The 23968-nt window shown below is 31.4% G+C and carries 16 protein-coding genes; 13 read left to right on the top strand and 3 right to left on the bottom strand.

Going from position 1 to position 23968, the window contains the following annotated elements:
* Positions 1–12: 12 nt before the first annotated feature.
* Complete coding sequence (locus tag FAY47_RS08215) at positions 13–1041, top strand: aldose epimerase family protein (RefSeq protein WP_143316223.1); 1029 nt, start codon at positions 13–15, stop codon at positions 1039–1041.
* An 85-nt stretch (positions 1042–1126) separates the two neighbouring features.
* On the opposite strand, the gene FAY47_RS08220 is transcribed toward FAY47_RS08215, so the two are convergent.
* Complete coding sequence (locus FAY47_RS08220) at positions 1127–1921, bottom strand: AraC family transcriptional regulator (RefSeq protein ID WP_185966770.1); 795 nt, start codon at positions 1919–1921, stop codon at positions 1127–1129.
* Positions 1922–2041: 120 nt separating this feature from the next.
* Between FAY47_RS08220 and FAY47_RS08225 the strand changes: the two genes are divergently transcribed.
* The 11 genes from FAY47_RS08225 to FAY47_RS08275 all read left to right on the top strand — a co-directional run bounded on the left by FAY47_RS08225 (position 2042) and on the right by FAY47_RS08275 (position 21046).
* Positions 2042–5395, top strand: coding sequence for a hypothetical protein (locus tag FAY47_RS08225; RefSeq protein ID WP_143316225.1), 3354 nt, complete (start codon positions 2042–2044; stop codon positions 5393–5395).
* Positions 5396–5488: 93 nt separating this feature from the next.
* Positions 5489–7621 (top strand): glycoside hydrolase family 3 C-terminal domain-containing protein, encoded by a 2133-nt coding sequence (locus FAY47_RS08230; RefSeq protein WP_143316226.1) that lies wholly within the window; start codon positions 5489–5491, stop codon positions 7619–7621.
* 45 nt (positions 7622–7666) lie between these two features.
* Positions 7667–8740: a mannonate dehydratase gene (gene uxuA, locus FAY47_RS08235; protein WP_143316227.1), complete on the top strand. Its 1074-nt coding sequence runs from the start codon at positions 7667–7669 to the stop codon at positions 8738–8740.
* A 4-nt stretch (positions 8741–8744) separates the two neighbouring features.
* Entirely contained in the window at positions 8745–10358 is a 1614-nt protein-coding gene (locus FAY47_RS08240) for a mannitol dehydrogenase family protein (RefSeq protein ID WP_279232051.1), read from the top strand.
* A 31-nt stretch (positions 10359–10389) separates the two neighbouring features.
* Positions 10390–12480, top strand: coding sequence for an alpha-glucuronidase family glycosyl hydrolase (locus FAY47_RS08245; RefSeq protein ID WP_143316293.1), 2091 nt, complete (start codon positions 10390–10392; stop codon positions 12478–12480).
* Between the two features lie 26 nt (positions 12481–12506).
* On the top strand, positions 12507–14387 hold the full coding sequence (locus tag FAY47_RS08250; RefSeq protein WP_207706230.1) for a sialate O-acetylesterase: 1881 nt from the start codon (positions 12507–12509) through the stop codon (positions 14385–14387).
* A gap of 179 nt (positions 14388–14566) precedes the next feature.
* Positions 14567–16129: an MFS transporter gene (locus FAY47_RS08255; RefSeq protein ID WP_143316228.1), complete on the top strand. Its 1563-nt coding sequence runs from the start codon at positions 14567–14569 to the stop codon at positions 16127–16129.
* A gap of 227 nt (positions 16130–16356) precedes the next feature.
* Positions 16357–16788, top strand: coding sequence for a MarR family winged helix-turn-helix transcriptional regulator (locus FAY47_RS08260; protein ID WP_143316229.1), 432 nt, complete (start codon positions 16357–16359; stop codon positions 16786–16788).
* Between the two features lie 58 nt (positions 16789–16846).
* Positions 16847–18586, top strand: coding sequence for an ABC transporter ATP-binding protein (locus tag FAY47_RS08265; protein WP_143316230.1), 1740 nt, complete (start codon positions 16847–16849; stop codon positions 18584–18586).
* Entirely contained in the window at positions 18573–20501 is a 1929-nt protein-coding gene (locus FAY47_RS08270; protein WP_143316231.1) for an ABC transporter ATP-binding protein, read from the top strand. The genes FAY47_RS08265 and FAY47_RS08270 overlap by 14 nt, the downstream gene beginning before the upstream one ends.
* A gap of 167 nt (positions 20502–20668) precedes the next feature.
* A complete protein-coding gene (locus FAY47_RS08275) occupies positions 20669–21046 on the top strand; it encodes a PH domain-containing protein (RefSeq protein WP_143316232.1) in 378 nt (125 codons plus the stop codon).
* 112 nt (positions 21047–21158) lie between these two features.
* Here FAY47_RS08275 and FAY47_RS08280 read toward each other — a convergent pair whose 3' ends face one another.
* Both FAY47_RS08280 and FAY47_RS08285 read right to left on the bottom strand, forming a co-directional pair.
* Positions 21159–22049 (bottom strand): LysR family transcriptional regulator, encoded by an 891-nt coding sequence (locus FAY47_RS08280; RefSeq protein ID WP_185966771.1) that lies wholly within the window; start codon positions 22047–22049, stop codon positions 21159–21161.
* Positions 22050–22179: 130 nt separating this feature from the next.
* On the bottom strand, positions 22180–22974 hold the full coding sequence (locus tag FAY47_RS08285; protein WP_143316234.1) for an SDR family NAD(P)-dependent oxidoreductase: 795 nt from the start codon (positions 22972–22974) through the stop codon (positions 22180–22182).
* Between the two features lie 277 nt (positions 22975–23251).
* Here FAY47_RS08285 and FAY47_RS08290 point away from each other — a divergent pair, with 277 nt between their 5' ends.
* Positions 23252–23932, top strand: coding sequence for a DUF6198 family protein (locus FAY47_RS08290; RefSeq protein WP_143316235.1), 681 nt, complete (start codon positions 23252–23254; stop codon positions 23930–23932).
* Positions 23933–23968: the final 36 nt, after the last annotated feature.

Consider the following 23968-nt stretch of genomic DNA (forward strand, 5'->3'; position numbering starts at 1 on the left):
GGAGGGAGAAATGTGATCAAGAAAGAAATTTGTGGACAATTTCAAGAAAAGCCTGTATATAAGTATACTATAAATAATAAAAATGGCATGAAGTTTTCATGTATCTCTCATGGAGCTACTTTAACAGAAATTTATGCTTTAGATAAAAATAATAATCCAGTAAATGTACTGCTAGGATTTAATAATTTAGATTATTATTTAAAAGATACAAAAATATTTTCAGCTGCATCTATAGGACGTGTTGCTGGACGTATAGAAAAAGGTGAATTTGAGATTAAGGGAAAAAGGTACAAGGTAGAATCTAATGAAGGTGAAAATCTTCTTCATGGAGGTACTCATGGATTTAATTCGTTTAATTGGGAAAGTAGAATTTCCGAAAGTAATAATAGTGTAACTTTCTATAATATTATCAAAGAAGAAGAGGATGGATTTCCAGGTAATATAGAAGTTAAAATCACTTACTCTTTAAATGATAATAATGATTTGAATATTGACTTTGATGCATCTTCAGATAAGGATACATTATTTAATCCAACTGTGCATTCATATTTTAATTTAAGTGGCAATTTTGAAAATTTACTAAGAAATCATACCTTACAAATTAATTCAGATTACGTTGAAGAACTTAGATCTGATAATATACCTACAGGAAAGCTTAAAGAGGTTAAGGAAACACCTTTTGATTTTAGAGAACCCAAAGATTTAATGAAGGTAGTAGAAAGTTTTAAGAAGGAATTAAAATTAGATGGAATTGATCATCCATTTAAAGTTAATAGTAAAAATATTGCTACTTTAATTAGTAAGGATACAGGTATAAGATTAGATATTGAATCAGAACGTAATGCATTAATAGTTTATACTTTAAATGCTTGTTATGATAATTTTAAAATGAATGGGAAGAGTATAGCTAAGCATATGGCAGTAGCTTTAGAACCTCAAACTTTACCAGATGCAATTAATCATAAAGGTTTTGGAGACATTGTGCTAAATGCAGATGAAAAGAAACATTATAATATAAAATATCATTTTAGTTTAGCTTAAGTGTAGTATGAATAAATGCACCAATCATTGTGAGATTGGTGCATTTATAATTGACGATTCCATAAAATATAGATAGTTATAAATATTAATAGCTCTTATTTTTCTCTAATAGAATTTTAGATGGTGGGAATCCTTTTGTTTTTTTAAATAGTTTGCTAAAGTAGTAAACGTCTTCAAAACCGCATTTATATGCAGCCTCTTGAACAGAGAATTCACCACTCAACAAAATATTTTCAGCGTTATTAATTTTCATTCGATTAATATATTCTTTAACAGATAATCCCATGTATCTCTTGAAAAGAGTGCCAAAATAGGCAGTGGTTAAACCAGTAGTAGATGCTAATTCTTTTACCTCTATTTGATTTTGCAGATTTCTTAAAATATAGTTAACAGCCTTTTGAATACGTTTGTCTACATCAATGATATTATCTTTATAATATAAATGTTTAAAATAATAATGAAGTATCATAAGAAGCAAAGCACGAGTTTTCAATTCATAACCTTGATTTTTCTTTAACCATTCAAATGTCAAATTATTATATAAGGAAAGCAATTCTTCTGGCTTACCAATATGTGATACTAGTGGAAATGGTAAGGTTACAGTATCACCTTTTAGATTATAGAGGTGGAAATTTAGAGCATAGCTTGACATTAAGTTTTCAGAATCAGTAAATGCACTTCTACGGCTACCTTTGGGAATACATATAAGATCGCCTTCATTTAATTCATATGTTACATCATTAATAGTGTAGAAAACTTTCCCTTTAGAAATATATGTTAAATCAATAAAATCTGTTATGGCATCTTCAATAATCCAACTAGGTGTGGAATGTCTATTAATAAAATATTCAATTTGAGGATTAATATCAGCATAATTCATATAAAAATATACTATCCTTTCTAAAATTGTACAAGTCATCTAATTTTTGACCATTGAGTTTATTATATTACAGTAATAAAATATTATCAATAATTTGAAATTAAGGAAGGGGTTTATACAATGAGGAAAAATAATACAAAATCGTTTCTGATGCTCTTTGCTAATATCACGCTAGCGTTTTTTATCAGTATTACAATGCTGGTTCCTTTTCAGGCAAAGGCAGTAAATTATGCAGCTCCAGTTATTGCTGATTGGAAAACAACATATCAGACTATGGATGGTGTAGGATCAGCCTATGCATATACTGCTTCCAGCATGCTTATACAGTTAGCTACAGCAGGTAAACAAGAAACAGTTAATCATCTGCTTAACTTGGCGTTTAGTGAAAAGAATGGAACTGGGCATGATATTGTACGAGTTATTATTGGCAATGGTGGTGTTACTGCTAGTGGGACTTCGCAAAGTAGTCCGGGGTTTAATCCAAAGACAGGTTTGAGGGTTGACATAAGCAAACCTGGTTATGACGTGGGTGGAAACCCAATTCCTGTGAATGGAACAGCTGGTTTGTATGGTTATAAGATGATGAAAGCATCAAATCGTTTCTACGATGGTCAAACTGATACAATTTGGCCAAATGAACCTGAACATAAAACTGGCACTATGGTTCCTGTAAAGGATTTCGCTTGGGATTATGATAATTGGGACAAGTCTATAGCAAATGACAAAGGTGGACCTGTAAATTGGATTAAGGAATCAGGAGATAAACCTGTAGTAATTAAGAGCAGTTCTCGTACTAGAAAAGAAATTTTTGATATAGACCAAGTGTGGACTATGAAACAAGCAATGAAGTATGGGGTACATACATTTTATGCATGTATGTGGGAGGCACCTTATTGGATGAGCAAGCCATCTTCATCTGGAAGCAATGTTCCAAGTAAGATAATACGTGATGATAAAGCTTCAGATGGTAAAAAAATCTACTATCAAGCATATGCAGATTATCTAGTCAATTATATTAAGGGCTATTGGGAGCAATGGGGAATTCCTATTACTAACATAAACCCATTTAATGAACCTGACCTTGAAGGTGCAAGTTCTTCATACATTAAGGAACTTATTGATGATTACATAGGTCCAACTTTAAAGAAAGCTGTACAACCAGGAGGTATGCTATATGGAATTAAGAACCCTGATGGTAAAGTGATTGATTTTCAACCAAAGTTATGTGCATTGGATGGAACTAACCTGGAGGCTACTTTGGATAGGGGGGCTGAGGTTTTTCCAGAACTAGATTCTAGTATCAACAAACATAAGTATCTCGATGTGGCTACTACCCATTTATATGGTTCAGTTGGTACTGGAACAGATGAAACTATACTAAAACATAATGCAGAAGGAAATAGCAATATTGCACTTAAACCTTATGACTACACAGTAGATGGTACAAAGTGGCCATCATACCTAAATGGATATAAGATCTGGCAAGCGGAGTTTATGAATCAGGATGTTAGTGATGGATCAGCAGGTGCATATACTCAGCGTTATGGTAATCAGAATATCAATGATGCTGTGCGATATGCATATCTTATGACAAATATGTTTACAAGCAATCCAGGTATTAATGCTTATCTATGGTGGATGACATGGGATAATAACGGTGCAAATGGTTCTGACCTAATTCGATTGGTAAATACAAACTCCCAACAATACGCTGGACATACTAGTACATTAACAGGCGAATATCAAATTTTCAAACGTTTTTATGGTTTTGGTCATTTTTCACGTTTTATGAATCCAGGGGACAAACGTTTTAGTGTGACACGTGAGCCAGGTGACAATTTAAATGTTGTTGGATTTAAGAGTTCAGATGATAAGGATTTTTCAATAACCATAACTAATTCTAACAATGATGATAGTATTAAACATCTAGAGCTTGCCTTGAAGGATTTTCCAGAGGGTACTAAGAGTGTAACAGTATTTCGTACTTCTGGTAGCGAAAATCAGAAGAAGCTTGCAAAGATTCCTGTGAAGAATGGTAAGTTTATCATAGATATTCCATCAGCAAGTATTGTTACAATAGTACCATCTGAAGGCAGATATGCTACTTTTAATGGTCTTGACAGTGAACGCGATATTTTCTCTACTTTTGAAGCTGAAGAAAACGATAACGGTATAATGGGAAATAAAGCTGGTAATGCTGGTCGTACTAAAGAAGCAGTTTCACTTGGAAATAGTGATTATCTTTCTTATAAAAATGTTAACTTTGCTGATGGCTCTGCTAATGGTGGCGTCGTTCGTAGACACTTGCTATATCTAACTGCACTTTCACATGCAACATCAGGTAAGGGTGGAAGCTTACTCGCATACACATTGCCTGTTGGCACACATGTAGGAAGCGTTAGCGATATAACATCAAAAGGAAAACGAGTAGCTGAAATACTTGTGCCAGAAGGAACAAGTTATAGCAAATATCAAGCTAAGGTTGACACTGGTGATAATGGGGCTTATGGACATAAAGATCTTTATATTGTAGCTGCATTAGGTGGCTTACATGATAAGATTACAGTTGATCGCTTTTTATTTGGGGCTAACGATTCTGATTGGAGTGCTGATGCAAATAATTCAGTGGTAATTACAGAAGGAAACGTGCTAAAGAATGGTGATTTTGATACTACAACTGATTCAAATACTGATGGGTGGTCAGTAGGAAGATATAGCAAAGGAAAGTTTGAGCAGAATGTCACTGGACCTGCACTAAGTGCAAGCACAATCCAGAGCTATTCAGGACTTTCAAGATATCTAAAAAATAGTAATACTTCGAAAGTTGCTGGTTCTGCAAGGTTGGAAAATCGTACAAGTGCTAATGGGAAATATGATGGGATATGGCAAGATGTCACTGGTAAGATGACAAAAGGTGAGAGATACCATTTTAATGGTCAATTTCTTTCAATGAAGGATGGATCACTAGGTTATGAAGTTGCAGCTGAAAAACCAGGAGATGTTAAAGTTGCATTAGTATATTATGATGAAAACGGTAAGCAGTTAGGGATGACCAAAATTGGTGGACGTGATATGCCAAAACCACTTGCAGCACGTGAAGCTGGTGAAAGGGCTTGGTTTAATGGTAATACATTGTTAGGTTCTATTCTCGAAGGTGGCCCTCTTAGTATAAGTTCATTTCAACCTGTTAATGTGAGAGTGGCAAATTGGGCTGAATGTAATAATGATGCTTTTGTATACGATGAGCCCAAGGGTACTACTAAGGTTATTTTGTCACTGTATTCTAAAGATGACAATATACTTTATGCCGATGAACTTTCAATTGTTCCAGCACCAAATCGTGATGCACTAAGAGATGCACTTAGGAAGTATAAAGGTAAAAATAGCAGCCTTGTTAATGAGAGTGAGGAAGCGTTAATAAGTAGTAGTATAACTCAAAGAAAAGTTACAGAATTGATGGAAGCACTAAAGTAGAAGAAACAGTAAAAATAGAAATGTAAGAGATGTTTAGACAGCTAATAAATTTTTCGTTAGATAAGAAAAAATATAGAGAAAGAAGGAAATATTATGAGAAACAATGAAAGAATAACTCATGAGTGTGCATTAGAGAAAGCAAAAGAATTAGTAGCTAAAATGACTCTTCAAGAAAGAGCGGAGCAATTAACATATAAGGCACCAGCTATAAAACATTTAAATATACCAAGATATAATTGGTGGAATGAAGGGCTTCATGGTGTAGCAAGGGCAGGCACAGCAACCGTATTTCCTCAAGCTATTGGATTAGCTGCCATGTTTGATGATGAGCTATTAAAAGAAATTGCAAAAATTATAGCAACTGAAGGGCGTGCCAAATATAATGAGAATTCTAAGAAAGGTGATAGAGATATTTATAAAGGGTTGACATATTGGTCTCCTAATATAAACATTTTCCGAGATCCAAGATGGGGACGTGGGCATGAAACTTATGGTGAAGATCCATATTTAACTTCTAGGTTAGGAGTGGCCTTTGTCAAAGGATTACAAGGTGATGGAAAGTATTTAAAAATAGCAGCATGTGCTAAACACTTTGCAGTGCACAGTGGACCAGAAGGCTTAAGGCATGAATTTAATGCTGTTGTAAGTAAAAAAGATTTGTTTGAAACTTATTTACCAGCTTTTGAAGCTTGCATAAAAGAAGCTGACGTTGAAGCTGTAATGGGGGCTTATAATCGTACAAATGATGAACCTTGTTGTGGAAGTAAACTTTTATTAAAGGATATTTTAAGAGGAAAATGGCAATTTAAAGGACATGTAGTATCTGACTGCTGGGCTATTGCAGATTTTCATCTATATCATAAGGTTACAAGCACTGCTACTGAATCAGCGGCTCTTGCAATAAAGAATGGTTGTGATTTAAATTGTGGAAATGTATATCTTCAAATGTTATTAGCATATAAGGAAGGTTTAGTATCAGAAGAGGATATAACTACTGCTGCTGAAAGATTAATGGCAACAAGAGTTAGATTGGGTATGTTTGATGAAGAATGTGAGTATAACAAAATATCTTATGAGATGAATGATAGTAAGGAACATAATGAAATTTCATTAATAGCTTCAAGAAAATCTATAGTAATGTTAAAAAATAATGGAGTACTTCCATTAAATAAATCAAAATTGAAATCCATTGGAGTTATTGGACCAAACTCAAATAGTGAGTTAATGCTTAAGGGAAATTATTTTGGCACTGCTTCAAAGTACACTACAATACTAGAAGGAATTCATGAAGCTGTAGATTCAGATGATATAAGGGTATTTTATTCAGAAGGTTGCCATCTATACAAAGATAGAGTTTCAGATTTAGCAGAAGCAGATGATAGAATGGCTGAAGCAGTTACTGTTGCAGAACATAGCGATGTAGTTATTCTTTGTTTAGGCTTAGATTCTTCAATTGAAGGAGAACAAGGAGATGCTAGTAATAGTGATGGTGCTGGAGATAAATTAAACTTAAATTTACCTGGAAGACAACAAGAATTGCTTGAAAAAGTAATTGCAACTGGCAAACCTGTAATAGTAGTGCTTGGAGCTGGAAGTGCATTAACTCTTCAAGGGCAAGAAGAAAACTGTGCTGCTATTTTAGATGTATGGTATCCAGGTAGTCATGGTGGTAGAGCTTTGGCTGATATACTATTTGGGAAATGTTCACCAAGTGGTAAATTACCTGTAACTTTCTATAAAACTATTGAAGAATTACCAGAGTTTACAGATTACTCTATGAAGGGTAGAACTTATCGTTATATGAAGAATGAAAGTCTATATCCATTTGGTTATGGATTAACTTATTCATCTGTTGAATTATCTGATTTAGTAGTATCTAATATTCATAAAAATTTTGATAGCGTTAATGTAAGTCTTAAAATATCTAATACAGGAAATTTTGATATAGAGGAAGTAGTTCAATGTTATGTAAAGGACCTTGAATCACAGTTTGCAGTTGATAATTATAGTTTATCAGGATTTAAACGTGTTGAGCTTAAAAAAGGGGAAAGTAAAACAGTATCAATCAAAATAGATAAAAAATCTTTTGAAGCTGTAAATGATAAAGGTGAAAGAATTCTTGATAGCAAGAAGTTTAAGTTGTTTGTTGGTATATCACAACCAGACAGTAGAAGTATCAGGCTTATAGGAATTACTCCGCTAGAAGCTGATATTGAAGTAGTATAAAATCTATTAAATTTAAATACGAAATTGAAAAGAGGAAACACTATTATGGAAATGACATTAAGATGGTTTGGAAAAGAAGCAGATTCAGTGACACTAGAGCAAATTAGGCAAATTCCAGGAGTAGCAGGTGTTGTTACTACTTTATATGATACAATGCCTGGAGAAGTATGGTCAAAGGAAAGAATTAAAGCTATGAAGGCAGAAGTAGAAGCTGTTGGGCTTAAGCTTTCGGGGATAGAAAGTGTTAATATTCATGATTCAATAAAGGTAGGTACATCAGATAGAGATAAATACATTGAAAATTATATCAAAACATTGGAGGGCCTTGGACAAGAGGGGATTAATGTCGTTTGCTATAATTTTATGCCAGTATTTGATTGGACAAGGTCTGATCTTGCAAAGGTAAGACCAGATGGATCAACAGTATTATCTTACGACCAAGAAATTATAGATAAAATAAATCCTGAAAACTTATTATCATCAATGGATTCAAAAGCTAATGGCTTTGAATTACCAGGATGGGAACCAGAGCGTATGGCCAGAATAAAAGAATTATTTGAAATGTATAAAGATGTAGATGATGAAAAGTTATTTAATAATTTAAGGTATTTCTTAGAAGCAATTATGCCAACGTGCGAAAAATACAATATAAAAATGGCAATACATCCAGATGATCCAGCTTGGCCAGTATTCGGACTCCCAAGAATTATGACTTGCAAGGAAAATTTACTAAAATTAGTAACAATGGTAGATAGTCCTTGCAATGGGGTTACATTATGTACAGGGTCACTAGGCTCTAACATAAATAATGATATTCCTGATATTATAAGGTCTCTAAAAGGAAAAATTCACTTTGCACATGTTAGAAATATTAAACATATTGCTCCGGGTAAATTTGATGAAGCTGCACATTTATCATCAGATGGATCTCTAGACATGTATGAAATTATGAAAGCATTATATGAAATTGGATTTAAAGGAATTGTAAGACCAGATCATGGACGTGCTATCTGGGGAGAAGTAGCCATGCCTGGATATGGGCTTTATGATAGAGCACTTGGAGTAACATATTTAAACGGAATATTAGAAAGCTTGAAAAAATCAAATAAAAGTAGGTGAAAAAATGTTGGAGTTAAATAATGAGGGAATTAAAAGCAGAGAAGAATGGGAAAAAAGAGGCTTTAAGATTCCTAAATTTAATAGAGAAAAAGTTATAAAGGAGACAAAAGAAAATCCTACATGGATTCATTTTGGTGCAGGCAATATTTTCAGGTCATTTCCAGCTGCATTACAGCAAACTCTTTTAGATGAAGGAAAAACCAATAAAGGTATCATTGTAGCAGAAGGTTATGATTATGAGATTATTGAAAAAGTAAATAAAAAGCATGATGACTTAAGTGTAATGGTAATTTTAAAAGCTAATGGAACTGTTGAAAAAACTGTGATTGGAAGTATTACAGAATCCCTTGCATTAGATAGTGACAATGAAAAAGATTTTGAAAGATTAAAAGAGATTTTTAGAAAGACATCGCTGCAGATGGCTAGTTTTACTATTACTGAAAAGGGGTATAGCCTTATTGGAAAGAATGAAAACTTCATTCCAGAAGTAGAAGAAGATTTTAAAAATGGTCCTAAGAAACCTAAGAGTTATATAGGGAAAATATCTGCATTATGCTATGAAAGATATCTTAATAATAGAATGCCAATTGCATTAGTGAGTATGGATAATTGTTCACATAATGGATCAAAATTATACAATGCTATTAATACCTTTGCAATGAAATGGGTTGATAATGGGAAAGCAGAGGAGGGATTTTTGAAATACATTAATAATGGCTGTAGTGTAACATTTCCTTGGACAATGATTGATAAAATTACACCACGACCAGATGATAGTGTAAAAAACATGCTTATAGAGAGTGGATTTTCAGATGTAGAACCTATTATAACTTCTAAAAATACTTATGTAGCTTCTTTTACAAATGCAGAGGAAGCAGAATATTTAGTAATTGAAGATTCATTTCCAAATGGTAGACCAAAACTTGAAGAGGTAGGTGTCAAATTTACTGATGGAAGTACAGTAGATCGTGTGGAAAAGATGAAAGTTTGTACATGCTTAAATCCACTACATACTGCATTAGCTGTATTTGGATGTTTACTATCTTATACTAGAATTTGTGAAGAAATGAAAGACCCGCAGTTAAGATCTTTAGTGGAGAATATTGGGTATTTAGAAGGATTACCAGTAGTTGTTGATCCTAAAATTATAAGTCCAAAAGATTTTATAGATGAAGTTTTAACTATTAGAATACCAAATCCATTTATGCCAGATACTCCACAAAGAATTGCCACAGATACTTCACAAAAACTGCCTATTCGCTTTGGAGAAACAATCAAGGCATATTTGAAAGATCCTAAATTAGAAGTAAGCCAATTGAAGTTTATTCCTATAGTTATAGCGGGGTGGTGTAGATATTTGCTAGGTGTTGATGACAATGGTAATAAATTTGAAATTAGTGATGATCCAATGCTATCTATACTTAGAGAACATCTTAAAGGAATTAAACTAGGACAAAAAGGACCATTTCATGAAGAATTGAAACCTATTCTTTCAAATGAAAAGATCTTTGGGTTAGATTTATATAAAGCAGATTTAGGAAGTTTAATAGAACTATGTTTTGAAGAAATGATAGATGGTAAGGGAGCAGTAAGAAGAACTTTGAAGAATTATTTATAATTTGCAAAAGGAAAGAAGAGGTGATGTTGATATGGTAAATAAAAAAAGTAAATTATATTCTTGTTGGCTAAGCCATAATAATATCAAAAATAGTAAATATAAAGAATATCTTGAAAATGTGTTGGTTTGTCATAGAAGTGAAGTTATAGATTCTGCATTATCAGAACTAAAAAGAGCATTTAAGCAAATAAGTGATAGCAAAAGAACACAGGTGTTTTATGAAAGTGAAGAAGATATTAAAGAGGTTAAATATATAAAACTAGAGAGAACACAAGACAAAACTTTAGTTAATGATGGATATAAAATAAACTGTAATGCAACTAATGGATGTATAAGTGTTTCAGCTAAGAATGATAATGGTATTCTTTATGGAGTATTTGCATTATTGAGTTTATTTGAACAAAACAAACAGCTGGAAGGAAAGGAAGTTATAGACAATCCGAGGAAAGATCTTAGACTAATAGATCATTGGGATAACATAGATGGGACTATTGAACGTGGATTTGCAGGGTGTTCTATACTATTTGAAAGCTGCCGTAATAAAGAGATTATGAAAGCTGTTATGGATGAAATAGGTGGTATTACAGCAGCTAGACCAGGGCTAAGAAAGGCATTTAATGATGATTATAAGGTAGCTTCGGATTTAGATAGAATTAATGATTATGCGAGAATGCTTTCTTCCATTGGAATTAATGGAGTAATTATAAATAACACAAATGTCCATGAAGCAGAAACTTATTTAATAGATAACAAAGCTGATATTGTAAAAACTATAAGCTACATATTTAACAGATGGGGAATTAAAACTTATTTAAGTATAAATTTTGCAGCACCAATTACCTTAAAGGACTTAGAAACTTGTGATCCTTTGGATGCGAGGGTAAAAAAGTGGTGGAAGAAAAGAGTTCAATATGTGTATAGTGTAATTCCAAACTTAGGAGGCTTTATGGTAAAGGCTGATTCAGAGGGTAGGCCAGGACCATTTTCTTATGGACGTAATCATGCAGATGGGGCCAACATGCTTGGGGAAGCACTAGCACCATTTGGAGGAATATTAATATGGAGATGCTTTGTATATAACTGTAAGCAAGACTGGAGAGATTATTCAATAGATAGAGCTAAGGCTGCATTTGACTGTTTTGAGCCATTAGATGGACAATTTTTAGATAATGTATACTTACAAATTAAAAACGGACCTATGGATTTTCAAGTTAGAGAACCAATATCGCCACTATTTGGAGCAATGGATAAAACTAACAAGTTAATGGAATTTCAAATAACTCAAGAATACACAGGTCAGCAAAAACATGTATGCTTTTTAATTCCCTTATGGAAAGAAGCATTAAGTTCTCCAACATATGCAAATGGAAATGAAAGTAGTGTTGCTAAAAGAATTAATGGAATAGCTGCAATAGTCAATGTAGGTGATGATGAAAATTGGACAGGACATTTTTTAGCTCAAGCAAATCTTTATGGATATGGCAGACTTGCATGGAATAGTGAAATGACAAGTGAAGAAATTGCAGAGGAATGGATTAATCTTACCTTTGGTGATAATCCGATAGTTATAGAAAATGTAATGGAGATATTAATGAATTCTTGGAAAGCATATGAAAATTATACAGCTCCGCTTGGTATAGGCTGGATGGTAGCAACAGGACATCACTATGGTCCAGATGTAGATGGATATGAGTTTTCACCTTGGGGAACATACCATAGAGCAGATATTAGAGGGATTGGAATTGATCGGACTATAGAAAGTGGGACAGGTTATGTAGGACAATACAATGAGCCACTCAAAAGTCAATATGATAATTTAGAAACCTGTCCAGATGAGGTGTTGTTATTTTTTCACCATGTTCCTTATACTCATCTATTGAAATCAGGTAAAACTGTAATTCAGCATATTTATGATACACATTTTGAAGGCTACGAGGAAGTGGAAAATTTTGTCGATAGGTGGAGAAAACTAGAAGGTATTATAGATGAAAAAGTATATGAGGAAGTTCTTGAACGACTTAGTATTCAATTAGGAAGTGCTAGAGATTGGAGAGATCAGGTTAATACGTATTTTTATAGGATGTCGGGGATAGAGGATGAAAAGGAAAGAAATATATATTAATGATTAAATGAAGGAAGTTGATAAATATGAAGGGTGAAGAGGATATGCCTTTATCATGTATTATAAGTGATGGTATGGTGCTTCAAAGAGGAAAGCAAACAAAGGTTTATGGAAAAACAAATAAAAAAGAAAAATTAACAATTGAATTTTTAGGAAAAACATATGAAACTACTGCGAACGAAGAAGGAATGTGGGAAATACTCTTGGAAGATCTAGAAGCTGGTGGGCCATATGAAATGACCATTATAGAAAGAGGAAAAAGAGGAACTATTAAAGATATATTAATAGGAGATGTTTGGCTTTGTAGTGGACAATCAAATATGGAACTGCCTTGTAGAAGAGTTATGGATCTATTTGAAGATGAAATATTAAGTTATTCAAATCCTAATATTCGTCAGTTTTTACCTAAACAAACATATAATTTTCATGGTCCAAAAGAAGAGTTGGAGTGTAACAGTCCATGGACATCAGTTACCCCTGATACTGCATTAGACTTTACTGCAGTGGGATATTTTTTTGCAAAAGAATTATATGAAAAATATAAAATTCCAATAGGATTAATTTCAGCAGGAGTAGGGGGAACTCCAGTTGAAGCATGGATTAGTGAAAAGTCACTAGAGGATTTTCCAAAACTTAAGAACTTATTACATGAGTGCAAAGATGATTCCTATGTAGAAAAAGTAAAGAAGGATGATGAGAAAAGAATTAGCAATTGGTATGAGTTTATAGATTTAATTGATGAAGGTTATAAAGATGAAAGCAAGAGATGGTATGGTGAAAGCTTAGATGATTCAGAGTGGAATGAGTTCTTTATACCACAGAGCTTTGAAGGTACAGAATTAGAAAAAATCAATGGTTCGATCTGGTTTAGAAAGGAAATTGATATACCAAAGTCAATGATAGATATGCCAGCTAGAATATATTTTGGAGCAATTGTAGACGCTGATTTTATATATATTAATGGAAAATTAGTTGGAAACACAGATTATAGATATCCACCACGCAAATACGATATTCCAAGTGGAGTATTGAAGGAAGGTAAAAATATTATTGCCATACGTGTCTTCAGTAAAATTAATATTGGTGGATTTATTAAAGATAAGGCTTATAAAATAATTGCAAAAGGTGAAGAGATAAAACTAGATGGAAATTGGAAATATAGAGTAGGATGCAAGATGGAACCTTTAGAGGATCAGACATTCTTTCAATATAAGCCTACAGGGTTATATAATGGATTAATTTCACCATTAAGGCATTATACAATTAAAGGAGTTATATGGTATCAAGGAGAGTCTAATACTTGTGATACAAAAGGTTATGAAGAGTTATTTACAAGATTGATAAAAGAATGGAGAAGTGCTTGGAACATAGGAGAATTCCCATTTTTGTTTGTTCAACTTGCAAATTTCTTAGAGCCTTCTAAGGAATACAGTGAAAATTGGGCTAAGATAAGAGATTTACAAAGAAGAGCTTTAAAAGTAAATAATACTGCCATGGTAGTTTCAATTGATTTAGGAGAATATAATGATTTACATCCACAAAATAAAAAAGAAGTAGGAAGAAGACTTGCGCTTGCAGCTCAAAAAATAGCTTATGGAGAAGATGTTGTTTATAGTGGGCCTTTATATGAGAGTATGGAGGTTTTAGAAAATAAAATTTATTTAAATTTTTCAAATATAGGTAGCGGATTAATGATTAAGGAGAATAGTTTAAATCAATTTTTTATATGTGGAGAGGATAAAAACTATGTGCAAGCAAGTGCTGAAATAGAAGGAAATAGAGTAAAGGTTTATAACAAGAATATAAAAAATCCAATAGGTGTAAGATACTGCTGGGCAGATAATCCTACTAATGTTACTTTATACAATAAAGAAGGATTACCAGCATCTCCATTTACTGCAATATAGATAGAAAACAAAGTGATTTCAATATTTTGTTTAAAGTAGGGGAAATTCATATTTTAAACATACTTAAGAAAACGTTTTAATACAAAACGCAATAGGTACAAGTAAGATTATTATGAGTGAGTTTCTATATTGTAATTAAATACTACAATAATTAATATTTAGGAAAGAAGGAAAATTGAATGTTTAAAAGTAGGAAAGAGAAAAAAATTACTCTGTTAACAGGTTTAGGATATGGATTAACTGATGTTATGGGAGGGAGCTCTGGAATGCTCATAGGGGCCTATCTTATGTATTTCTATACTACCTTTGTTGGCTTAAGCGCCATGGAAGCAGCAGCAATATTTGCATCTTCAAAACTTATTGACTCTGTAGTCAGTATTTGCATGGGGAATATTACCGACTATTTTTATCGTACAAAGCTTGGAAAAAAATTTGGACGTAGACGTTTCTTCCTTTTATTTGGAGCTCCATTAATGTTTGTTTATGGATTGCTATGGATTAATGGACTAAACTACTGGTTTTATTTCTGGACTTATGTCATTTTCGATATTCTTGCCAGTGTTGTTCTTATTCCATATGAAACATTACCTTCAGAAATGACTTCTGATTTTAATAAAAGGACAATATTGACTACAGGTAGAATGTTATGTTCTGGTTTTACTAGTTCTATTTGTACTATAGTTGGTGGTACATTAATTAAAATAATGGGGGAAAATAACCCTAATGCTTATTTTGTTCTTGGTTTCAGTTTTGCTACACTTTATGTTATATGTATATTGATTACTTATAACACTACTTGGGAAAGAGAATTAACAGCTGAGATGATTGAAGAGCAAAATATGAATAAGTCATTTAAAGGTATTTCTATTATAGAAATAGCAGGAAAAGTGGCTCATATAGTTAAAGAATATTTTTCAACTTTAAAAGTAAAAGCCTTTCGTCAGCATTTAATTATGTACTTATTTGCTGTAACAGCACAGGATATTATTGTAACTGTTTTTGTTTATTTTATTGTTTTCAATTTAGGTTCTACTGCTTCTTTTGCTTCGAGTTTATTATCAATAAATCTTATTGGGGTACCATTAACTTTAGTGTGGGGAATGCTTTTTGTTAAAGTTGGACCAGCTAATCTATTAAAATTCTGCTATATAACAGTTATTATAGGTATTTTAGGATATTGTGGAATTTATGTTCTGCATTTAACAGATAGTACACTAATTATTGCACTTATTGTTGTTTCATTTGTATTTCAAGCGGGAAAATCTTGTGTATATTTTACGCCATGGAACGTATTTCCGTTTATTCCTGATGTAGATGAAATAATGACAGGAAAGAGGCGTGAAGGACTTTTTGCTGCGGTGATGACTTTCTTAAGAAAAGCAACAAGCGGGATTGCAGCAATTATTATTGGAATTATGCTTGAATCAGCAGGTTTAGTTAAAGATGCAACTGTTCAACCATTGGTAGTACAACATGCTATTGTATTAACTTTGTTAATTGGAGGTGGGGGGTTAACTTTAATTTCATTGTTAGTAGCTTTTAGATTTAAACTTAATACTTCTACTCATAAAATATTAATCAATGAAATTCAAAGGCTAAAAAATAATGGATTAAAAAAGGATGCAGATGCTAAAACAAAAGATGTTGTTGAACATTTAACAGGTATAAGATATGAAAAAGTATGGCCTGCAGTTGCAAATGAAGTAAATGGCAGTACAAATGGGGAGAATTTATTAATTTAGTTTATTTGTAAATAATATCAATGAGAGGATACAACTAATTGAGGAGTGTATCCTCTCATTATTATATCTACATACAAAATCTTAAAGGTTATAAATCATATAATTTGAATATATAAATGATTTATAACCTTAATAATTAAGAGGAATATATATACTAAACTATTGACAAGCACAAAAAATAGAATTAAAATTAGTTAGAAATCTAACAAAAACATAGGAGTACAAAGATGGATGGAGAATTTCATATTGGGAAAAAAATAAATATATTAGCTAGAAGAATCCATAGAAGAATAGAGAAAGAAACTGCTCAATATGGGATAACAAGTGTTCAAGGCAGAATAATGGGATTTATATATAATAAATCTAAGGAAAAGGACATATTCCAAAAAGATATAGAAGAAGAGCTAGATATTAGACGTTCTTCAGTAACTAGTGTACTTCAACTTATGGAGAAAAATGGATTTATAGAAAGAGTAAGTGTTTCAAAAGATGCAAGACTTAAGAAGATAATACTTACACAAAAAGGTGTAGATATTCATATGAATGTTTTTGCTTTTATTATTCAAATAGAAAAATCACTAAGAGATGAACTAAGTGATGATGAACAAAAAACATTAATAAAATTAATTGATAGATTATCTGAAAAAGTTGCGGATTAGATGCAATTTTTTTTTGGAAAATTATTAGTTAGAAGTCTAACAAAAAGGGAGGAAAATTATGATAAAAAGATTAGTAGGTTATGTAGCAGAATTTAAAAGAGATACTATTCTCACTCCAATATATGTTGCCTTAGAAGCAATAATGGAGACTATTATTCCACTATTAATGGCATGGATTATTGATAATGGAATAGGAAAAGGTGATATGAAGTATGTTTGCATTGTTGGGGGAGTAATGTTAATAGTATCATTTATATCTCTTACTTGTGGTGCATTATCAGGTAAACATGCAGCCAGTGCATCAACAGGTTTTGCAAGAAACTTAAGAAAAGGAATGTATTATAATATACAAAATTTCTCTTTTTCTAATATAGATAAATATTCTACAGCTGGACTTATAACAAGGCTTACCACAGATGTAACTAATGTTCAAAATGCTTTTCAAATGGTAATAAGAATACTTGTTAGAGCACCATTTATGCTGATCTCAGCTATGGCAATGAGTTTTTATATTAATGCAAAGATGTCTTCAATATTCCTAGGAGCTATAGTATTTTTAGGAGTTATATTATATTTTATTATGACTAAAGCTCATCCATATTTTATGGAGGTATTCAAAAAGTATGATGATTTAAATGCAAGTGTACAAGAAAATTTAACTGCAATTAGAGCTGTAAAAGCTTATGTGAGAGAAGAACATGAAACAGACAAGTTCTATAAAGCTTCAGAAGTACTATACAAATTCTTTATAAGAGCCGAAAAGTTAATAATAATTAACGGACCAGCAATGCAATTTGCAGTTTACACTTGTATTTTACTTTTATCTTGGCTTGGAGCAAAGAATATTGTTGCTAATTCAATGACAACTGGTGAACTTATGAGTTTATTTACTTATACAACAAATATCCTAATGAGCCTTATGATTATATCAATGGTATTTGTTATGGTAATTATGGCAAAGTCATCAGCAGAAAGAATTGTAGAAGTTTTAGATGAGAAAAGTGATTTAACAAATGGAGAAAATCCAATCTATGAAATAAAAGATGGATCTATTTCATTTAATAATGTTAATTTTAGTTATGCTAAAGATAAGGACAACCTAACTTTAGAAAATATCAACATAAAAATAAATTCAGGGGAAACTATAGGGATTATAGGAGGAACTGGTAGCTCAAAATCTACTTTTGTTCAGCTTATTCCAAGATTATATGATGTTACAGGAGGTTCTGTTGAAGTTTCAGGAATAGATGTTAGAAATTATGATATTGAAACTCTTAGAGATGAAGTTTCAATGGTATTACAAAAGAATGTATTATTCTCAGGGACAATAAAAGAAAATTTAAGATGGGGAAATAAAAATGCAACAGATGAAGAAATAATCATTGCTTGCAGGCAAGCTCAAGCAGAGGAATTTATAGAAAATCTTCCTCACAAATATGATACCTTTATAGAACAAGGTGGAACAAATGTATCAGGAGGACAAAAACAAAGACTCTGTATTGCAAGAGCACTTCTTAAGAAACCTAAAATATTAATTTTAGATGATTCTACAAGTGCAGTAGATACTAAGACAGATGCTTTAATTAGAAAAGCATTTAAAGAATCAATTCCTGATACTACAAAACTAATAATTGCTCAACGTATATCCTCAGTACAAGATGCTAATAGGATTATTGTGTTAGATGATGGAAAAATAAATGGATTTGGAACTCATGAAGAATTATTGGAATCAAATGATATATACAGAGAAGTTTATGAATCACAAGTGAAAGGAGCTGATAATGATGGGTCAAAATAATGGAGTAAAACCAAGAGAAATCCATGGACGTGGGGTACGTAGACCTGTAAAAGCTAATAAAAATTCTTTAAAAGTGTTAAAAAGATTATTAGCTTATGTCCTTAAAGAATATAAATTATTATTTTTTATTGTGTTAATAATGATAATTATAAGTTCTCTTGCCAATGTTGTAGGCACATTATTTTTGAGAAATTTAATAGATGATTATATAACACCACTTTTAGGTAAGGCTTCGCCTAATTTTGGACCACTATTTAAAATGATAGTTACTATGGCTGTAATTTATTATGTTGGAGTTTTATCAACTTATGCATATAGCCGTGTTATGATTCTTATATCTCAAGGATCACTAAAAAAGATAAGGGATGATATGTTTTCACATATGGAAACACTGCCTATAAAGTACTTTGATACACATGCTCATGGGGATATAATGAGTCTTTATACCAATGATACAGATGCGTTAAGGCAAATGATTAGCCAAGGTATACCACAACTATTATCAGCTATAATAACAGTTGTTAGTATATTTATTTCTATGATATTTTTAAGCTTGCCATTAGTAGGTGTAGAAATTTTAATCATAATATTAATGTTTTATGTAACTAAATCAATTGGAGCAAAAAGTGGAAAGTATTTCGGGCTTCAACAAAAAGATTTAGGTGCAGTAAATGGATATATAGAAGAAATGATGGAAGGACAAAAGGTTGTAAAAGTTTTTTGTCATGAAGAAGAAGCAAAGGCAAATTTTGATAAATTAAATGATATGCTTATGAATAGTGCAAACAATGCAAATAAATATGCTAATGTTTTAATGCCTATTATGGGTAACATAGGTTATATAAATTATGTGCTTGTTGCTATTATAGGTGCTATTCTTGCCATTGGTTCAATAGGGAGCTTTACTCTTGGAGCACTTGCGTCGTTCTTACAATTAACAAGAACTTTTAGCCAAACAATAAATCAAATGTCTCAACAATTTAACTTTGTAATTATGGCTTTAGCAGGAGCAGAACGTATATTTAGGCTTCTTGATGAAGAAAAAGAGATGGATGAAGGGTATGTAACTTTAGTTAATGCAAATGAAAATGAAAATGGAGAGTTAGTAGAGTCTGAAAAGCGTACTGGAATTTGGGCTTGGAAACATCCACATGAAGATGGTACCCTTACCTACACTAAGCTCCTTGGTGAAGTAGTATTTGATGATGTTGATTTTGGCTACAATGATGAAAAGATTATATTGCGCAATATAAAACTTTATGCAAAACAAGGCCAAAAGATAGCATTTGTAGGAGCTACAGGTGCAGGGAAAACTACTATCACTAATTTAATTAACCGTTTCTATGATATCCAGGATGGGAAAATAAGATATGATGGTATTAACATCAATAAGATTAAAAAAGATGATTTAAGAAGATCACTTGGAATAGTACTTCAAGATGCTCATCTATTTACAGGTACAGTTGCAGATAATATTAGATATGGTAGATTAGATGCAACTGATGAAGAAGTAGTTGAAGCAGCAAAACTTGCAAACGCTCATCAATTTATAAAACATTTACCAAAGGGATATGATACCATACTTACAGGTGATGGAGGAAATTTATCACAAGGACAAAGACAATTATTAACAATAGCTAGAGCTGCTATTGCAGATCCTCCAGTTTTAATACTTGATGAAGCTACATCTAGTATTGATACAAGAACAGAGAAAATTGTTCAAGATGGTATGGATAAACTTATGCATGGAAGAACAGTATTTGTAATTGCTCATAGACTTTCAACAATCAAAAATTCTGATGTAATTATGGTTTTAGAACAAGGTAGAATTATTGAAAGAGGAAATCATGATGATTTAATTGAACAAAAAGGAAAGTACTATCAATTATATACAGGAGCATTTGAATTATCATAAGATTTAGATAGAATTAAAATTAGGTATTTCAAGATGGTTGGAGAATCATCTTGAAATGCTTTTTTATTTATATTTTGAGTAATATGTGCACAAAATAAAAAAATATTACATTTTATGAATTCACATGATACAATATTAAAAAAATGTATTTTTAGGAGGATTTAATAATGGGACTACTTGGTGGATTAATGGGAAATGCTTCTGAGGTTAACATTCAGGAAATTGAAAATGAATATACTAATCTTTTAACACCTACAGAAAGAATAGAAAAGGCATATAAGTTAATAAGAGATATGTTCATATTCACAGATAAACGTCTTATATTAATAGACAAGCAAGGAGTTACTGGTAAAAAGACAGATTATCATTCAATTCCATATAAAAGTATTACACAATTTAGTATTGAAACAGCTGGGCATTTAGATCTAGATGCAGAACTTAAGATATGGGTTTCTAGTATGGCCCTTCCAATACAAAAACAATTTAATAAAAGTTTAAATATATATGAGCTACAAAGTGTATTGGCTTCATATGTTTTAAAATAAGCTATTAAGTTAATTAGGGGAAAATAGAAAGACAGCTTACTATTATAGATTTTTTATATAATAGAGGCTGTTATTTTTGTAAAGTAATATAATTTTTAGTATATGTGAAAAATTAAATATTAAGGATTTCTAAGAATTTAGTTAATGATGGATTTGAATTATCTTTATTCCAGACAGCAACAGTTTCTATATATTCTTCTTCTACATCAATGGGAATATACACTAAATTCATGAAGTTAGTATATGCCTTGATTGCATAGTCTGGGAGAACTGCTATTCCCATACCAGCGGAAACCATGAGTAGGATAGTTTCAACATCTCTTGACTGCTTAGCTATATTAGGCATGAATCCAACATTTATAGAATCATTAATAATAGAACTAGCTCCGTTATGTCTATTATTACGCATTTCATTTGCAATAAATAATTCATGTTTTAAATCAGACCTTTTAATAGATCTTTTATTAGCAAGATGATGGTCAGGATAAAGAACTACAATAAGAGGATGTTTTTCAATAACTTTATAATTAACATTATTATATTTTTCAATATGAAATTTAACGGTAAAAATTATATCATATCGTTGCCTATTTATTAAATCTGTATATAGTTTTGCAGTATTATCACGCACTAGAAATAAAGATATATTTGGAAAGGAAGTATGGAAAGATTGAATTAATCTAGAAAAGGAAGTTTGTTCATAACCTTTTACAAATCCAAGACTTAATGCCCCTGAGTATCCAGTAGATGCTATCTGAGTCCGTTCTAATGCTTCTTTTGTGTGTTTTATAAGTGATTCTGCTTCTTTAACAAAAATCCTTCCAGCAGAAGTTAATTCTACATGTCTATTTGTACGATTAAAGAGTTTTACATTAAGTTCTTTTTCTAAAGATTGTATTTGTTGAGTGACTGCGGTTTGTGAGATATAGTATTTTTCAGCAGCCCTGGTAAAGTTTAAATTTTCTGCAACAGCAAGAAAGTATTCTAATTGTCTTATGTTCATAAAATCACCGCCAATGATAAGTATATGTTTATTATAAGTCATTAAAATAGTATTGGCAAAGGCTGAAGAGGATACATATTGTAAAGAATTATCAAACTTAGATAAAGGTATTGTTAGACTAATACATAAATTACTTCTTAAAAAGGCTATTCTTTATTTTTATAAAAGTACTTTGATTATGTGGAGCAGTATATCTTTTCTTTGGATATTTATCTTCAACTGCTTTAATATATTTATCAATTATAGAATCTATGTCACTGCATTCAGTTAATTTGAAGTATGCATATTGCTTCTTTTTTAGTGATTTTATATTATTACTGAAATAAGAATTCATCTTCATCCAGTTAAATTGTTTTCCTATAATTTTTTGATTAAAGCCAGTAGGAAAACTGCCAGGTTCAATTAATATTACAGGAATATTAACGCCTTTCAATTCTTTTAATTCTTCATTTAAAGAGGGGGCTATGGCTTCTAAAGCGAATTTTGTAGCACAATATGGAGATAAAAATGGAATAGGTGAAAGTCCAGCTAGTGAAGATAAGAAAATTATTCTGCCTTCTTTTCTAGTGAGCATTTGTTTTAAAACAAGTTGAGTTAACTCAATAGGACAAAATACATTAGTTTCAAATGTATCTTTGTAATTATTAATATCTATTTCAGCAACTGAACCAGAACTGCCAATAGCAGCATTATTTATTAAAACATCAACTCTAATGTTTGTTGCTTTCATTCTGTCATCTTTGGATAAAACATCTAATTTAAAGCTTTCAAGGGGTAGATTATATTTTTCACTTATGATATTTAATTCATTTGCTTGTTCTTCTGTATGGGTTGTTGCGTATACATAATGCCCTCTATTAGCTAAAGCGACTGCTGCTTCTCTTCCAAGTCCAGAACCACACCCAGTAATTAATATTTTTTTCATATTATCACCCTAATCTGTCTAAAATAAATGATTAAGATTTATTTTGTGCATCAATTTATAAATTATTCTATAAATATCAATAATAAGTATCTACTTATTATAAGTTATGAAAAATGTATTAGATAAGAATAGAATGAAGAATTATAATAAGTAGATGTGAATGATTATAAATCAAATACAATATACTATTTCCTTTTGAAGTTTATTAGTTAAACAGATTAGGACAAGTAAAAGAAGATGAAAATGTAAAAATAAATTTAGCAGGAGGTTTTTCTATATGACGAAGAAGGAGTTATCGAAAAGATATTTATTTTTTATTATTGGATTATTTATTAATGCATTAGGTGTGAGTTTTATCACAAAAGCAAGCTTGGGTACATCACCAATATCAAGCATTCCGTATACCCTTAGCAAAGGATTCTCACTTACAATGGGAGAGTTTACATTTATATTAAATATGTTCTTAATATTAGGACAAATTGTTATATTAAGAAAAGATTTTGAAAAAATACAACTTTTACAAATTCCAGTATCATTTCTATTTGCATTTTTTATTGATTTAACTATGGCTGGGCTGTCCTTTCTTAATCCTGCAGTATATGTTCAAAAAATTGCATATTTAATAATAGGATGTATAATACTTGCATTGGGTATTAGTATGGAAGTAATTGCTGATGTAGTTATGCTTTCAGGGGAAGCTTTTGTAAAAGCAATCTCAGAAGTTATGAAAAAGGAATTTGGTACTACCAAAATAGTATTTGATGGATCCCTGACTATAGGTGCATGTGTTATTTCTTTAGTTTTATTTCATAATATTGTAGGGGTTAGAGAAGGTACCATAATAGCGGCTTTAATTGTTGGACTTATGGCTAAGTTCTTTAATAAAAAACTTGAGTTTATTGGGGAAATGTTAAAGGAGAATTATGCTTTTGATGAAATCCAAGATGTTGAAGTTTAAGAATATAGCAGTTTTTAGCAGATATAGGGATAGTAG

The organism is Clostridium sp. HBUAS56017, assembly GCF_007115085.1.
Classification (GTDB): Bacteria; Bacillota; Clostridia; order Clostridiales; family Clostridiaceae; genus Clostridium; species Clostridium cibarium.